Here is a 14,497-nt window from a genome sequence, read left to right on the forward strand (position 1 = left end):
GATGTTCGTATTATCGCTGAAGGCAGAGACTTTTTCAGAGCCTCCCTAACGTTATTCTTACGGTTAACGGTTAGGAGTTCACCGAGCACTGGGACGGCTGCTGAGAAAGTCCTATTTTTGTGACCGTACTGATCATGCCAACATGGCATTAATGAAAATACCAGTGGACTGTTTAGCCAATATTTTCCGAAGGAAATCGATTTAGCACTGAGGAAGGGTGTTGCAAAGCTTAACAATCGCTTCAGAAAACGCTTGGGGGTATCGGAAAACATCACAGGTGTTCCAAGGAGGGTATTCAGAAGCGCTGAAAACCGCAGGTGCGGCGGTTAATGTTTGAGCATAGGGCAGCAAAGCGGTTCATGGCCAGGACTATCGTTATTCACTTAGTAGGGATAACGCGTCCGGTAAAGAATAGAAGATAAATCAAGGGATAGCATTGATCTTGCACAGAGAATGGTTTTGCAGTATCAACTAATATAGTTTCTCTGTTGGGAATCAAAACTGTTGGGGAAGAGGAGGGTTACTTTTAGTATTAACACATATAAGCAAAGCGCTGACAAAAGTGCCAACACTTTGCTTTAAGCCTAGGTTGGTGGCCTGGGCAGCAACCTTTTACTTCGTCTTTTTAGGTTCCAGGGATGACCTCGGCGCCAGATTGCTGAGATGACGCGAACAATGCCTCGATCAGCAGGTTGACATTGAGGGCCTGTTGGGCCGGTACTTGGGACGGCGTACCGGTTCGGATCGAATTGACGAAAGCCTCCGCCTCGCGTTCGAAGAAGAAGGGGTTGCCAATCTCAGCTAGTTCTGGAGAGTACTCGGTTTTCTTCGATGCCCACTGCAGCGGGAAGGTCGTATCTTGCCACGCGCTCCAGCCACGATTGTGGCCTTGTCGGCCAGTGTCGTAAATCTTGTAACTGGCTGGCAGGGGGTTGGCATGCATGATGCCATCGGTGCCATAGGCCGTAATGTTCCAGCTCTCCAGCCAGGGAAGGGGATCCCAAGAGAAGAAGTCCACCACCACCATCTTGTCACGGTAGTTGAGGACAGCCCCGGCAGCATCTTCCCGGAAGTTCTCATCCATCTGGCCAGGGAATTTGGAGACCCGGGCGTTTACAGAAAGTGGCATACCGAAGTGGTGGATGATTTGATCGATAAGGTGACAGCCAATGACGAACATCGCCCCACCCATGTCTTCGGGCTGGTTCAGGTGACTGGTGGCAGCCTCATCATGAGAGGTGCCTCCGTGAGCGCGTACCTGCATGACCTTGCCCAGGCGTCCACTCTTCAGCGCCTCGTGCATGGCAGCTACGGATGGCGCGTGCCGCCAGCAGTAGCCGACCTGTAGCAAACCACCTGTACGCTCTGCGGCATCTCGAATGCGTCTTGCGTCGTCCGAGTTGCGTCCTGCTGGCTTCTCGACGAGTACCGCCTTACCTGCCTCAAGCGCTTCAATGGCAAGGTCTGCCATCTTGTCGCTCTTGGAGTGAATGATGACCACTTGGGTGTTAGGGTCCTCCATCACTTGCTGCTTGTTGCGAATCTCCAAGCCAAAGGCATCGGCAAAAACGGGTGTAAGATGGCTGTCATCCACGGCGCATGTGACTTCGACATTTTCCATCTTATTAAGGGCTTTGACGCGTCCTGAGGTATGCGGGTGGGTAATCCCTAAGCACGCTACTCCTAATCGGGTAGTGGGACTGATCTTCATATCGCCTCCTGTTTTATAATTACGCTTTGTGATCAATGAGTTGCCATCGGGCATTCTGAAGTGGTAGGCCCATGGCGAATGAGGTGGCCTTTAGTTCAGGGCCTCTGTTTAGGCATATTTAGCATAGGTAAGTGCTTGTTCTCACGAAATACCTAAGAGCAAAATCTCTTTTTCGATAAACGCAAAAATGGTATGAAGGTAAAAAATAAATTAATTTAAATCAGTGGGTTATATTTTTTTGTCAGGCGATTTTTGGGTTTTTTGATTGTACTAAAGTATAGGAGCCGTGTTTGATGCGTCTGCAAGCGCAGTATATGTTTCATCCACAAGCTTCAACGGACGCGGAAGCAATGAACTCTCCAGCGTATTTGCCAAAAAATGTAAAACCGACGTCCGTTAGCTGGTGATCATAACAAAACCTTAATTAGGAGAAATAACCATGAAACGTCTACTCTTTGGTGCTGCCGTACTCGCCGCCTGTTCCACTTCTGCCATGGCCGAGACAACCATCGGTGTGTCCTTAGCTTACTTCGATGATGTTTGGCTTACCTCTCTTCGTCAATCGATGCAAGAAGAAGCTGATTCTCGAGACATCAATATTCAGTTTCTGGATGCTCAGGGTGACATCGGTCGCCAGCTCAGTAACGTCCAGAGCCTAGCCGCACAGGATGTCGATGCCATCATCACCTTTGCAGTAGATTCTGCTGCCACTGGCATGATGACGAAGGCGGCATCGGAGAACGATATCCCATTGGTCTATGTCAACAAGGAACCTGTGGGAAATGACCTCGAACAGGATAACGTAGTCTTCGTTGGCGCTAACGATGTCCGAGCAGGTCGATTGCAGATGGAGAGGTTGGCCGAGCTTATGGGTGGGGAAGGCAATGTTGCCATCATGGTCGGTGAGTTGACTTCAAGCTCGGCGCTCGATCGCGTCGAAGGCGTTAAAGAGGTCCTCGGCGACTATCCCGATATCGAGATAGTCGCCGAGCAGTCTGCCAATTTCTTTCGGACTCAAGCCATGGACCTGATGACCAACTGGATCGCAGGTGGCAAACAGATCGATGCGGTCGCCGCCAACAACGATGAAATGGCACTCGGAGCTCTCGTTGCTATGCGTCAATATGGTGTATCCCCTGATGAAGTGTTTGTCGCCGGCATTGACGGCACCCCTGCTGCTCTCGATTCCATACAGCGTGGCGAGCTGGCGGTAACCGTCTTTCAGGACGCAAAGGGGCAGGCTGTTGCGTCCCTTAATGCAGCCCTCAGCCTGATCAATGGCGAACCAGTGGACAAGCGCACCATGGTGCCATTTGAACTGGTGACCCCCGAGAATCTCGACAACTTCCTCACCGAATAATGCTGAATTCGACCCGCCGACGGTGGGTCGATATCTGCGCTTGTGGAGTGTATATCCCATGGTGACAAAGACTACTGAACACCAGTCCTCTAGTCCTGCAGGCGATTACTTGCTGGAAGTTTTCGAGGCTCGTAAGACCTTCCCTGGTGTGGTCGCCCTGGACAATGTCCAGCTAAAGGTCAAGCCGGGTACCGTCCATGCCTTAATGGGAGAGAATGGTGCGGGTAAGTCAACCCTGATGAAAATCATCGCCGGCGTCTACATCCCCGACCAAGGCGAAGTGCGACTGCGTGGTAAGCCACTGACCCTGCACGGTCCGTTGGATGCCCTGGAGGCCGGTATCGCCATGATTCATCAGGAGCTCAACCTGATGCCCTTCATGACCATCGCCGAGAATATCTGGATTCGCCGTGAGCCCCTCAACGCCTTCGGCTTTGTCGATCATAGCAGAATGAACCAGATGACCGAAGCCCTATTCGAGCGCCTGGGCATCGAAATGGATCCGGAGCAGGAGGTACGTCACCTTACCGTGTCCGGGCGTCAGATGATCGAGATCGCCAAGGCGGTTTCCTATGAATCTGACGTACTGATCATGGATGAGCCCACTTCGTCCCTGGCCGATCGTGAAGTGGAACACCTGTTCAAAATCATCAGTGATTTGCGGAGCCAGGGGAAGGGAATCATCTATATCACCCACAAGATGGACGAGGTGTTTGAGATCGCCGACGACATTTCGGTATTCCGCGATGGTCAGTTTGTTCATGCGGCGCCCGCTAGTGAACTGTCGTCCGATAAGATCATCCAGCTTATGGTGGGTCGCGAAGTCACCCAGATGTTCCCTAAGGAGGAGGTCCCGATCGGGGACGTGGTGCTCTCTGTCAAGGACCTTGCCTTGGATGGCGTCTTCGAAAACGTCAGCTTCCATCTGCGCGCCGGAGAGATCCTCGGCATCGCTGGCCTGGTGGGCTCAGGCCGAACCAATGTCGCCGAGACGTTATTCGGCATTACGCCAGCCACCGGCGGTAGCATCGCCATCGATGGCCAGAAGACGGTAATCTCCTCGCCCCACCAAGCAATGTTGCGTGGTCTCGCTCTGCTCACCGAGGACCGCAAGGAGACGGGGCTTTTTCTGGGCCTCTCGGTGATCGAGAACATGGAAATGGCCGTACTCCGCGATGGTTATACCAAGGGCCCCTTCGTGGAGCAGGGGCGTCTGGATCATGAATGCGACGGGATGAGGGAGATGATGCGGGTCAAGACACCGAGTCTCGATGAGCGCATCAGTAATCTTTCTGGTGGCAACCAACAGAAGGTGCTGATTGGTCGTTGGCTGATGACCAATCCTCGCATCTTGATTCTTGACGAGCCGACCCGAGGCATCGATGTAGGCGCGAAGGCCGAGATCCACAAGATGATCAGTAAGTTTGCTGCCCAGGGCATGGCGGTGATCATGATTTCCTCAGAATTACCCGAAGTGCTTGGCATGAGCGATCGCATCATGGTCATGCATGAAGGCAGGGTTACTGGCGTCCTGGATCGAAGCGAAGCCAACCAGGTCAACATCATGTCACTCGCCTCCTCGCAGGTGGCACCGCCGGTCGCCGAGCACTGACTCTCGTTATCGACAATAAACAGGTGAACCAACATGGCTACCCATGCTAAAGAGAAGCAGGATATCGGACAACATCTCGAAGCTCCTCGGAAACGCAAGCGTAAGATACCGACGGAAGTCAGCATATTTCTCGTCCTTGTCGGCATTGCCGTCCTCTTCGAGATCCTCGGTTGGGTCTTGCGCGGTGATTCTTTCCTGATGAATCAGCAGCGCTTGCTGATCATTATCCTGCAGGTATCGATCATCGGTATTATTGCTATCGGTGTCACCCAGGTCATCATCACCGCCGGCATCGACCTGTCCTCCGGCTCGGTGCTAGCGTTAACGGCCATGGTCACGGCCAGTCTGGCCCAGCAGTCTGAGTACCTGCGGGCGGTCTATCCGGCGCTGACCGACCTGCCCTGGATTATACCGCTGCTGGCGGGGCTACTGGTTGGGGCTCTGGCCGGGTTGGTGAATGGCGCCTTGATTGCCTTCGCCATGATTCCGCCCTTCATCGCCACCCTGGGCATGATGGTCAGTGCCCGTGGCCTTGCGCGTGCCTACACCGACGGTCAGCCAGTGAGCATGCTCACCGACCAGTTCACCTGGATCGGCTCCGGCGCCAACCCCGTGATCATCTTCCTCGCCGTGGCGGTGGTCTTCCATATCGCCCTGAAATACACCCGATACGGCAAGTACACCTATGCCATCGGTGCCAACCCTCAGGCGGCTCGTGTCTCCGGCATCAACGTGCGTCGTCACCTAGTGGTGGTGTATGCTATTGCGGGCACGCTGGCCGGGTTGGCCGGGGTGGTGGCTGCTGCTCGCGCCGGGACCGGGCAGGCGGGCATGGGCATCATGTATGAACTTGATGCTATCGCTGCCGCCGTCATTGGCGGCACCAGCCTCGCGGGTGGCGTCGGGCGCATTGCGGGAACCGTGATCGGCGCCCTGATCCTAGGCGTGATGCTCAGCGGCTTTACCTTTCTCGGTGTCGATGCTTATTACCAGGACATCGTAAAAGGGGCGATCATTGTGGCTGCCGTGGTGGTAGATCAATACCGCCAGCGAAAGCGTAATAAGACAGCGTAATCTTTTCGCTGACACCGACCCTGCCATCTTCTTATGGCAGGGTCTTCGTCTCTATAAAAGCGTTATAACTAGCAATCTAGCACAGGCAATGCATTTCCTTTCTTTACTAGGGACTATTGAAATTTCTGGACAGGAATTTTTTCAGAATAAAACCAAACCCGCAGAGTAGAGATTACCAAGCCCCCACCTAACGAGCCTGTAATGCCTCGATTAATGCTCAACAATGAGCACTGTTCGGAGCAGAAAATTATCCTGCTTAAATAAGGCATTTATCTAAAGCCCGATCCACGAATGACACTAGAAGGAGCTCTTTACCGAATGCTCTTCGGCGGGGCATGGCGTGATCAATTAGCCGGTATACAGTAATTGTCGGTTGTCGCGACGTCACCCCCTGAATGAGTAGTGCTACACTTTAGAGTCCCTCAATAGCAGAGCTAAAAATAGGCTGGAATATAGTCCCATCAGTAAGGTGCTCTTCCAGTTGGCCAGCGTCTAGCATCTCTATCTGTGACGGGTAATGCCTTAATAGCTGCTTTGCTTGCCTGCGGATGGTTTCTGGAAAGTCAGTGTTACGGCTTAGCTCGATCAAGAACTCTCGGGTCTGGATGACCGAGCGCGTGCGTTCACTTGGCATGGTCATAAAATTTTTCTTTTGCTTTGATAGAAACGCCACACCAAAAGCTGGCGGCTCAAGTCGATGAGTAGAAGACGGCATCAATGAGATGCTGCGGCAGGTAGTTGAGGTTGCCAAAAAAGGTTTTGTCCGAGTCGGCCAAATCCCTTGTTAGTTTGACGGCGAAAAGCCCGCTGTTGGTTATCGGCCATCGCGCTTTGCCCATCCGCGTCACGAATATAACGGGCCAACGTCATTGCTGCGGGTTGTCCGTAGCGAGCGCCTGGCGAAGCACATGTCCAAACATGGCGTAATGTCATCGCAATGTCGGGTTCATGTGCATCCAAGTATGTAAGCCCGTAGGCACAAGCCTCTAGCGTAAACACGTCATGGCTGCAGAGTTTCCAGGCGGCATTTGGCTTGCCCTTGGAGTCATAAGTATATGTCTTACCAATGTCGTGCAATAGTCCTCCCACGAAACAGGCTTCCTGCATGAGTCGAGGCATGGTTGGCTCGTTAAGGCGCAGCATAGCCACTGAGTGATTGGCAACTTCCAGCGAGTGTTTTAGCAAACCACCTGGATACGCATGGTGATAATTGGCGCTGGCGGGCGCATTCAAAAAAGCTTCAAGACGATCCTTCCGTTCCAGTACCCGTGTCAAAAACACTCGAAGGCAGTCTGATCGAAGCGACTGTACGGTCGCGACTAACTTGTCGAATACCTCAGGCATCGGGGAGTACACCCGTGGCAGCGATTGCAGGGTATCCATAGAGGCCACTTCATTCCGGGACGCCCTGCGGAACTCATCAAGAATGAATTGGCCTGACAAACACTTCACGCCGGAGGCGGTAATAAAGTCCAGATGGCCGATGCGCTCAGGTACTGTTGTTTTGCTCAAGTTGAGCATCGCGATTTGATCTCCCATGCAATCACTCAGCCGCAGTTTTAAGAATGGCGTTTTCGCGTTGTCAAACTCCACCACACGTCCGGTAAGGCGGTAAGTGCCCGTGAAGGTGCGAGACAGGTGAGTAGGGGCGTTATCAAGCCGTTTCATGGCGCTGCTCCTTCTGGGGCTTAGTGGGCGTGGTGTTGCCTAACAAACGCTCAAAGGCAGAGCCATCCATACGGGTGGCATTGGGGACGTAACGGGAATAGACCTTGAACAGCATTTCGGTGGAACTGTGACCCAGCATGCGCGCTACCCATTCTGGGTTTTCACCAGAAGCCAAAAAGAGTGTCGCGGCAGTATGGCGTGTTTGATAAGGACGGCGTTTGGTCAGCCCAAGAGACTTGAGCAAGGGATACCACACGCGCTTCGTCACATTATTGTGATCAAGTGGCTGCCCCAACTGATTGCAGAACACGTACTTACTCATATGCCCAGTGGCGGCATACTGCGTTTTTAGCGCGTCATACACTTGACCAAACATGGGGATTTCACGCTGCGACCCATCGGTCTTGGTGTATTCCGTTTCACCATTGATCAATGTTTCGCGTACCAAGATTTCCCGCTTAGCAAAATCTATATTTTTCCACTTCAACCCATCGACCTCACCGGTGCGCATGCCGGTAAAGAAGCGCACCGTGTAATAGTTGCAATAGTCTGCGCGGACGTTATCGATGATGCGTTGCACCTCATGTAGCGAAAACGGCTCGATGTGCGTCTTCTGGAGCTTTAACGGCTTAATATTTTTGTAGGGCGTCTCAAAATCGAAACGCTCGGCCGCCTCATCGAGCACCATACGCAAAATGGACATATGGCTGTTGATCGTTTTAGGCGATACCAGCCCCGTGGCCCCACGGCCCTTGCGCTTGGCTAGCTTGGTGCGGAACGCCAGGATGTCCGCCTTGGTGATCTCTCCGATGTGTTTTTTCCCAAACGCTGGCTTCAACGAGCTATCCAAGATCGAACTCACATTGCGGACGTGGGAAGCACGCCACTGGATTTTGCTCTCGTCGAACCACTGATCAGAAAAATCATTGAAGAGCGGTGTGTCTAAATCGCTGACAACTCGAGGTTTAGCTGTATTGGTAGGCTGAGAAGTCTTCAATTTCTGCAAGTTGCTGCTATTAGGAAAAAACTCTGCATAAATGAATTCGCCGAGCAGCATTTTTGCTTCCATGCGCTGTAAAAGCTGCTCCAACTGCTTACGATTTTTTGCGTTGTCGTCTAGAAGCGTTTGTTCACGAAAACGTTGCCCGTCATACCTGAAGTCGATAAAAAGCTTTTTGCTCTCTTGGCGGACGCGAACCTTACCCATGGCATACGCCTCCGTTTGCCATTGGAATGGCGATTGCTTGCTCACGAGGGGGCGCTTTCAGCATTTCTTCCTGAATAGTTTCCCAGATATAAAGGATTTTCCGACGCCCAAAGGGGCGGATGTAATGAGTGCCTTCAATGAGCACACTATCTTTGAGTTGCTGGCGAATAGTACGCGCATCGTACTTGATAAGTGATGCTAGCTCTTCTGTTGTCAAAAAAGTGCAGGCCATGAGACTATCTCCTCGACCAAGTGATCATTTGATAATATTTTTAATCGTTCGATTATAAATATAAACGATCAAATGATTATTTCAACACCTTTTTGATAATTTTAATGATCACACTGGACAAAGAGATGATTCGGTATCACTTAAAAGAGCTGATTGCGGAGAAAGAATTTGAAGAACGGCGCAGGATTACGATAGGCGAGATAGCAAAAGAAACGGGTATTAATCGGATGACGTTGTCTAAGATCATCAACCATCCAGGGCATAGTACGGTGACGGATAACCTAGATAAGCTCTGCGACTACTTTGATTGTGAGATCGAGCAGTTGGTGACTCATATCAAGGAGGCTAAAGATAGATCTGCGCCAGTGTCTGACTAAGAGCGTAGTATGGAAATTAATGGTGGGTAGGAATTTGCCGTCAGGTGCCTGAAGGTCATGCAAATTTTTGATCTTCAGGGGCAATGAAAATGTTGGGCACGGTATGGGCACAATATGGGCACAGAGGACTTTGAAAAGGCGGGCAACAAAAAAGGCAGACCAGTAAGTAACTGATCTGCCTTTCAAAATATTGGTAGCGGGGACCGGATTTGAACCGATGACCTTCGGGTTATGAGCCCGACGAGCTACCAGACTGCTCCACCCCGCATCAACGTGTGGCGTATTCTACAGAAGTTTTAGATGAAGTCAATGGGGTGATTAACACGTTTGGCTTATAGCCGTTGATTATGACCTGGGGCAACATGGGGCAAGTGCAGCTATGCTTTAAGTAGCCATAACAAAAAGCTTACGTTGGTGCATTGTTCACGCAATTAATGCACTAGGGTAATACAAGCGCAGTCGCGCTTATTCACAATGGCTTGCGGCGCAATGTAGGTGCTTTTAGACCCAAGCCATTTGTCATATCAGGGAGGTAGTCAATGGCCAATCAAGCCCCCGTCGCCTGGGTAACTGGTGGAACTGGTGGTATCGGTACGGCAATTTGTCGTTCGTTGGCAGATGCGGGATATTTAGTCGTGGCGGGTTATCGCAACCCCGATAAGGCTAAATCCTGGCTAGAAACGCAGCATGCCGACGGCTATAACAATATCGAATTGTCGGGTGTCGATCTTGCTGACCACAATGCCTGCCTGGAAGGTGCCCGCGAAATCCATGACAAGTATGGCCCCATTAGTGTGCTGGTGAACTGTGCGGGGATTACCCGTGATGGCACCATGAAGAAAATGACCTATGAGCAGTGGTACGAAGTGCTCGACACCAACCTCAACAGCGTGTTTAACACCTGCCGTAGCGTCATTGAGATGATGCTTGAAAATGGCTATGGTCGGATTATCAATATTTCCTCCATCAATGGTCGTAAAGGCCAGTTTGGTCAGGTCAATTACGCGGCGGCGAAAGCCGGTATGCATGGCCTAACCATGTCGCTGGCGCAGGAAACCGCGACCAAAGGGATTACCGTTAATACCGTATCGCCTGGCTATATCGCCACCGATATGATTATGAATATTCCAGAAAAAGTGCGCGAAGCAATCCGGGAAACAATTCCAGTGAAGCGTTATGGCACGCCAGAGGAGATTGGCCGACTGGTCACCTTCTTAGCCGATAAGGAGTCAGGATTTATCACCGGTGCGAACATTGATATCAACGGTGGCCAGTTTATGGGCTAGTGGTTAGCTCAAGAGGAGAACGCAAACGGGAGGCTATTAAGCCTCCCGTTTTCTTGCTAACGCTACGGCAACGGAACCCGCGCCAGTCGGCTTAGCAGGTTATCCAGCTCTTCCACTTCAGCGGCCCATAGCGTGGCGGGCATTGGCCCTAGCGCCAATAGCGCAACCAGGATGTCGGCAACGTCTTGATCACGGCTGCGCGCTTGGTTGAAGCCTTCATTCAAGCGCTCTACCTGAATTGCCAGACGCAGCGGTTCGTCGCTTTGACGCACGCTACCCACGGCCAGCATCGACAGGTGCACTCTTAGCCTGGCGAGAGAGTCGGCTATGCGGGCGTGATCTGCGTCTGATAGCGGTGCTGCCACGTTATGGCGCTGTTGATTACGTGCGTCATGTGCCTCATTAAAGGCGGGGGGAAGCGAGGCGCTAAGCACCGTTTGGGCATCCACATCGATGGGGGTTCCCTCACTGAGGTAGCGCTGGTCGGCAGCTAAGTGAGCGTTTACTAATGGCATGAGTGCGTGCCACTGCTGAACCGTATCGGCAACCGCCAGGCGATTTAAGCGTTCGCGACGCGCTCGCACAATCCCGCTCATTCTTCGCTGCATGCCTTCGCTGCGCCGATTGCGTGGCAGCGGCTCAAGCTGGTTGGCCTGTTCGATAAAGCGATCCAGTGCGGCCGCCTCGCTGGCCTCAATAGGCTGCCAGCTATCCATTTCGTCGATCAGGGTCTGCATCTCATCCAACTGCTGTTGCTGGCGCGCTGCCTGCTCATTTTTATGCGCATCGCGCTGGGCAAAGAGTTGGTCGCACTCATGGCGAAAAGTTTTCCACAGCGTTTGCTCTTCGCCTTTGGGGGCACGGCCTAGCGTTCGCCACTGCTGCTGTAGCTGTTTGGTCTGGTGAATACGCTGGGCTAACGGTTGGCTGTCGTCGCCGCGCAGCGCGCTCACTTGGCTAATCAGTTCGCGTTTTTGTGAGGCGATCGTCTCAGCGCGTTGATCAATTAAGGTCTGCAAACGGTGGCGAATAGTGCCGAAACGACGTCCAACGGTTTCAGAGCGCTCGCGTGGCACGGGGCTATAGTGCCGCCATTGGTGGCGCGCTTTGTCGCGAATTTGCCGCAGCACATCAGGGTCGGCGTCTTCAGCGGGCTGGGCCAGTAGGCTTTCAAGCTGATCGCACAGCGCCTCGCGGGCTTGCAGGTTGGTCTCACGCTCTTGGCTAAGCTGATCCCGCCAGGGGGCGAGGCGCTCGTGGATGCGATCCGAAGCGCTGCGAAAACGCGCGGACTGTTCGCGGTTGGCCGCCGCATCGCCCAGTGATTTCCACTCTTTGACCAGTTGGCGATGGTGGCGGTCAAGCGCTTCTTCCGCCATATGGGGGTCGTTAGCCAGAGTTTCGATGCTGGCACATAGCTGCTCGCGCTTGGGTCCGGCGACGAACCCCCGCCAGTCGCGTAGTTCTGCCAACCGGGCGGCTAAATGCTTTAAGCGCGTTTTGAGCGGTTGAGCAGCGGGGCTTTCCAATGCTTCGATGCGTGGTTTTAGCCGCTGATGCAGGCGGCTGGCGCTTTTAAAGGCGCCGCGTTCTAGCAAGTGCTCAAAGGTGTCGAGTTCCGCACCATGGGCCTCCAGTGTGGTGCTGTCTTCTGTAGGCTGCGCGGGAGCAGTGTTGTCAGTCTTGAGAGCCGCTTGGGCGCGGCCGAGCAGTGCTGGGGGCGTTAAGGCTTCCGGCCATTGGCATTCGCTAATCAGTGTGGCCAGGGTAGCGTGGTCACCACTGGCCAGTGCGGTTTCGATGGAGGCGCTTACCGCACACCAGCGCTGCCATGCCTCTAAGCACTGGTCGTAGTGCTGTATCGCCTGCGTGTAGCGCTGGCGCAGGGTCTCGCTGGGCGGATGCATATCGGAAAGCGCCTGCCAGCGTTGGCCGAGCAGTTGGCGCTGGGCGCGCAGGCTGTCGATATCCTGCACGGTCATGGCTGAGGCGTGGCGCAGGCCATCGAAGGTCTCTTCGATCCCTTCAAGCAGCTGTTCGCGGGTATTTTCGGCTTCCTCGCGGCGCTCGTCGCTCTGCTGACGAGCCTGCTCTTGGGTTTCATGGTCGTGTAGCGTTTTGCGGCAATTGAGCAGGGCTTGGTGAAAGCGCTGCTCCTGCTCCTCGCTGGGTGGCTGCGTCAGCTGCTCCCACTGGCGTTCAAGATGCCGAAAACGGCCGCCGTAAAGTGGTTCCCAGGGCGCACGGGCGTGCTGCTCCAGCTGTTTCAGAAGTGTTTCGCGCTGCTGCGCTTCCGCCTCCAGCCACTGGGCATCGCTACGCAAGCGGTTTAGGCGTTCCCGCGCCAAGCGAACCACCTGACGGTCGCGGCGCGCCTCTTTTACTAACCGCTTAAGCCCCTCTTCGTCCTCAATGCGTTCGGCGGCCTGATGGCGAACAGCGGCCACACCGTTATGGCAGGCTTGACGAATAAGGTCATTCTCATCGCTTAGCTTGCTCAGTGCGACTAGGCGCAGATTAAGGTTGTCGCCCTGCAAGGCTACCGCACTCAGCACCCGCGACTCTTCGATCTGTTCGACCAGTGATTGGCGCTGGTGCAGGTCGGTATGGCCTTCTCGTCCGCTGAGCCGTTGGCAAACGGCATTGAACCAGGCTTCTTCCTGCTGATGCTGGGGGTAAGCATTGACCAGTCCCTCACAGTCATCCAGGGCCAGCAGCGCGGCAAGGCGAATCTGGCTATCGCTATCTTGAGTGAGCGATTGCAGCGCCTGGCGCTGTTCGGCTTGCTCTGGATTCAGTCGTTGGAGGGCCTGACGGCGCACCTCGGGGTCAGGGTGTTGCCACCGAGGTGCGAACAGGCGTCTTAACAGTCCGTGCATGGATCATCCTGCTAGTATGAAATGCGTAGCGTGAAAAAAACGGCTCGGTGGTTGCAGTCACCGGCGCTGTCGCTTAGCTTGGCCTTACTATGGTGTGACAAGCATCTATTTTCTAGGCCACACTGCTTCTAGAACACACTGTTTTTAGACTACAGTGTTTCTAGACGACGAAATGCGTGATAGTACGCTACCTTTATCTTATCTGAACATGACGGGGAGTTCGGCCATGAGCCTTAACGTGGATAGTGCCGCAGTGGCCTTTACCTTCAAAGGCGGCATGCTGCCGATGACCGTCATGGAGTTAAGTAGCGCTGATCCGGAACAAATCCGGCAGCAGTTGGCTGGCAAATTCTCCCAGTCGCCTGCTTTCTTTCAGCATACACCGGTTGTGCTCAGCGTGGAAAAACTCGATGAACCCCACTTAGCTCTTGAGCGCATTTGTGCCGTGTGCCGTGACCATAAACTGTTGCCGGTGGCCGTGCGCGGCGGCACCGAGCCAGTACGCCAGTCGGCCTGGGCGCTGGGGTTGGGGTGGTTTCCGCCGGTGGCAGAGGGGCGTGCCCGGGTGCTGGAGAGTGTTAGCAGCTCGCCGGTGCATGAGGTTACCCGTGAGGAGACAGTGAGCGAGACGGAAGCGCCAACGCTTGCCACCCGGCTGTATCGTGGCACCGTGCGTTCGGGGCAGCAAGTCAGCGCTGCTGATGGCGATTTAGTCGTCATCGGGGCGGTGAATGCCGGTGCAGAAGTGCTGGCAGCCGGCAGTATTCACGTTTATGGCGCGCTACGCGGTCGTGCTTTGGCGGGGATTCATGGTAACACCCAAGCGGGCATTTATTGCCGTGAACTGGCCGCCGAGCTGCTTTCGGTGGCGGGTAATTATAAGCGCTCGGAAGATATCGATGCACAGCTGCGGGGTCAGCCTGCAGAGGTGCACTTTGCGCAAGAACAGCTCGAAATTAAGCCATTAGGGTAATGTTTCCGTATGAGCGCACGTTGGTGCTTCATGCCTAGCGACGTAGAAGACGCTATCCGTTACAGTATGGCATGTTGATGACATTGACGTTCCCGTTATGCGCAGAGCGCCCACTGAC

The 14,497-nt window shown here is 53.7% G+C and carries 12 protein-coding genes, 1 tRNA gene and 1 pseudogene; 7 read left to right on the plus strand and 7 right to left on the minus strand.

What is annotated here, in order from left to right:
• Window positions 1-109 precede the first annotated feature (109 nt).
• Window positions 110-337 (plus strand): annotated as a pseudogene (locus tag U738_RS23540) (IS30 family transposase); the annotation flags it as partial.
• A gap of 288 nt (window positions 338-625) precedes the next feature.
• Here U738_RS23540 and U738_RS00445 read toward each other — a convergent pair.
• Window positions 626-1,711 carry a Gfo/Idh/MocA family protein gene (locus U738_RS00445; protein WP_035576487.1) on the minus strand — a complete coding sequence of 362 codons (1,086 nt, stop codon included), beginning with the start codon at window positions 1,709-1,711 and terminating at the stop codon, window positions 626-628.
• 439 nt (window positions 1,712-2,150) lie between these two features.
• Between U738_RS00445 and U738_RS00450 the strand changes: the two genes are divergently transcribed.
• From U738_RS00450 to U738_RS00460, 3 genes are read left to right on the plus strand one after another with little or no spacing between them, the layout of a single operon-like run.
• The gene (locus U738_RS00450) at window positions 2,151-3,071 is read left to right on the plus strand and encodes a substrate-binding domain-containing protein (protein ID WP_035576488.1); all 921 of its coding nucleotides are present in this window, start codon (window positions 2,151-2,153) and stop codon (window positions 3,069-3,071) included.
• Between the two features lie 58 nt (window positions 3,072-3,129).
• Window positions 3,130-4,683, plus strand: coding sequence for a sugar ABC transporter ATP-binding protein (locus tag U738_RS00455; protein WP_081899004.1), 1,554 nt, complete (start codon window positions 3,130-3,132; stop codon window positions 4,681-4,683).
• 33 nt (window positions 4,684-4,716) lie between these two features.
• Window positions 4,717-5,757, plus strand: a complete 1,041-nt coding sequence (locus tag U738_RS00460) for an ABC transporter permease (protein WP_051912740.1) — start codon at window positions 4,717-4,719, stop codon at window positions 5,755-5,757.
• Window positions 5,758-6,169: 412 nt separating this feature from the next.
• Here U738_RS00460 and U738_RS00465 read toward each other — a convergent pair whose 3' ends face one another.
• From U738_RS00465 to U738_RS00480, 4 genes are all read right to left on the minus strand, one after another.
• A complete protein-coding gene (locus U738_RS00465) occupies window positions 6,170-6,397 on the minus strand; it encodes a BPSL0761 family protein (RefSeq protein ID WP_035576489.1) in 228 nt (75 codons plus the stop codon).
• A 74-nt stretch (window positions 6,398-6,471) separates the two neighbouring features.
• On the minus strand, window positions 6,472-7,425 hold the full coding sequence (locus tag U738_RS00470; RefSeq protein WP_035576490.1) for a TraI domain-containing protein: 954 nt from the start codon (window positions 7,423-7,425) through the stop codon (window positions 6,472-6,474).
• Window positions 7,412-8,632, minus strand: coding sequence for a tyrosine-type recombinase/integrase (locus tag U738_RS00475; protein WP_035576491.1), 1,221 nt, complete (start codon window positions 8,630-8,632; stop codon window positions 7,412-7,414). Before U738_RS00475 ends, U738_RS00470 begins: the two co-directional genes overlap by 14 nt.
• Window positions 8,625-8,864 (minus strand): hypothetical protein, encoded by a 240-nt coding sequence (locus U738_RS00480; protein ID WP_035576492.1) that lies wholly within the window; start codon window positions 8,862-8,864, stop codon window positions 8,625-8,627. The genes U738_RS00475 and U738_RS00480 overlap by 8 nt, the downstream gene beginning before the upstream one ends.
• 104 nt (window positions 8,865-8,968) lie before the next feature.
• On the opposite strand from U738_RS00480, the gene U738_RS00485 reads away from it, so the two are divergent.
• On the plus strand, window positions 8,969-9,241 hold the full coding sequence (locus U738_RS00485; protein ID WP_200882477.1) for a helix-turn-helix domain-containing protein: 273 nt from the start codon (window positions 8,969-8,971) through the stop codon (window positions 9,239-9,241).
• A 191-nt stretch (window positions 9,242-9,432) separates the two neighbouring features.
• On the opposite strand, the gene U738_RS00490 is transcribed toward U738_RS00485, so the two are convergent.
• Window positions 9,433-9,509, minus strand: a tRNA-Met gene (locus U738_RS00490).
• A 271-nt stretch (window positions 9,510-9,780) separates the two neighbouring features.
• Between U738_RS00490 and phbB the strand changes: the two genes are divergently transcribed.
• Window positions 9,781-10,527 carry an acetoacetyl-CoA reductase gene (gene phbB, locus U738_RS00495; RefSeq protein WP_035576493.1) on the plus strand — a complete coding sequence of 249 codons (747 nt, stop codon included), beginning with the start codon at window positions 9,781-9,783 and terminating at the stop codon, window positions 10,525-10,527.
• 62 nt (window positions 10,528-10,589) lie between these two features.
• Here the strand turns inward: phbB and U738_RS00500 are convergent, their stop codons facing one another.
• A complete protein-coding gene (locus U738_RS00500) occupies window positions 10,590-13,406 on the minus strand; it encodes a DUF349 domain-containing protein (protein WP_035576494.1) in 2,817 nt (938 codons plus the stop codon).
• Between the two features lie 226 nt (window positions 13,407-13,632).
• Here U738_RS00500 and minC point away from each other — a divergent pair, with 226 nt between their 5' ends.
• Window positions 13,633-14,379: a septum site-determining protein MinC gene (gene minC / locus U738_RS00505; RefSeq protein ID WP_035576495.1), complete on the plus strand. Its 747-nt coding sequence runs from the start codon at window positions 13,633-13,635 to the stop codon at window positions 14,377-14,379.
• The last annotated feature ends 118 nt before the right edge of the window (window positions 14,380-14,497 follow it).

It is taken from the genome of Halomonas sp. TG39a (assembly GCF_000744395.1).
GTDB classification, from domain to species: Bacteria; Pseudomonadota; Gammaproteobacteria; order Pseudomonadales; family Halomonadaceae; genus Vreelandella; species Vreelandella ventosae_B.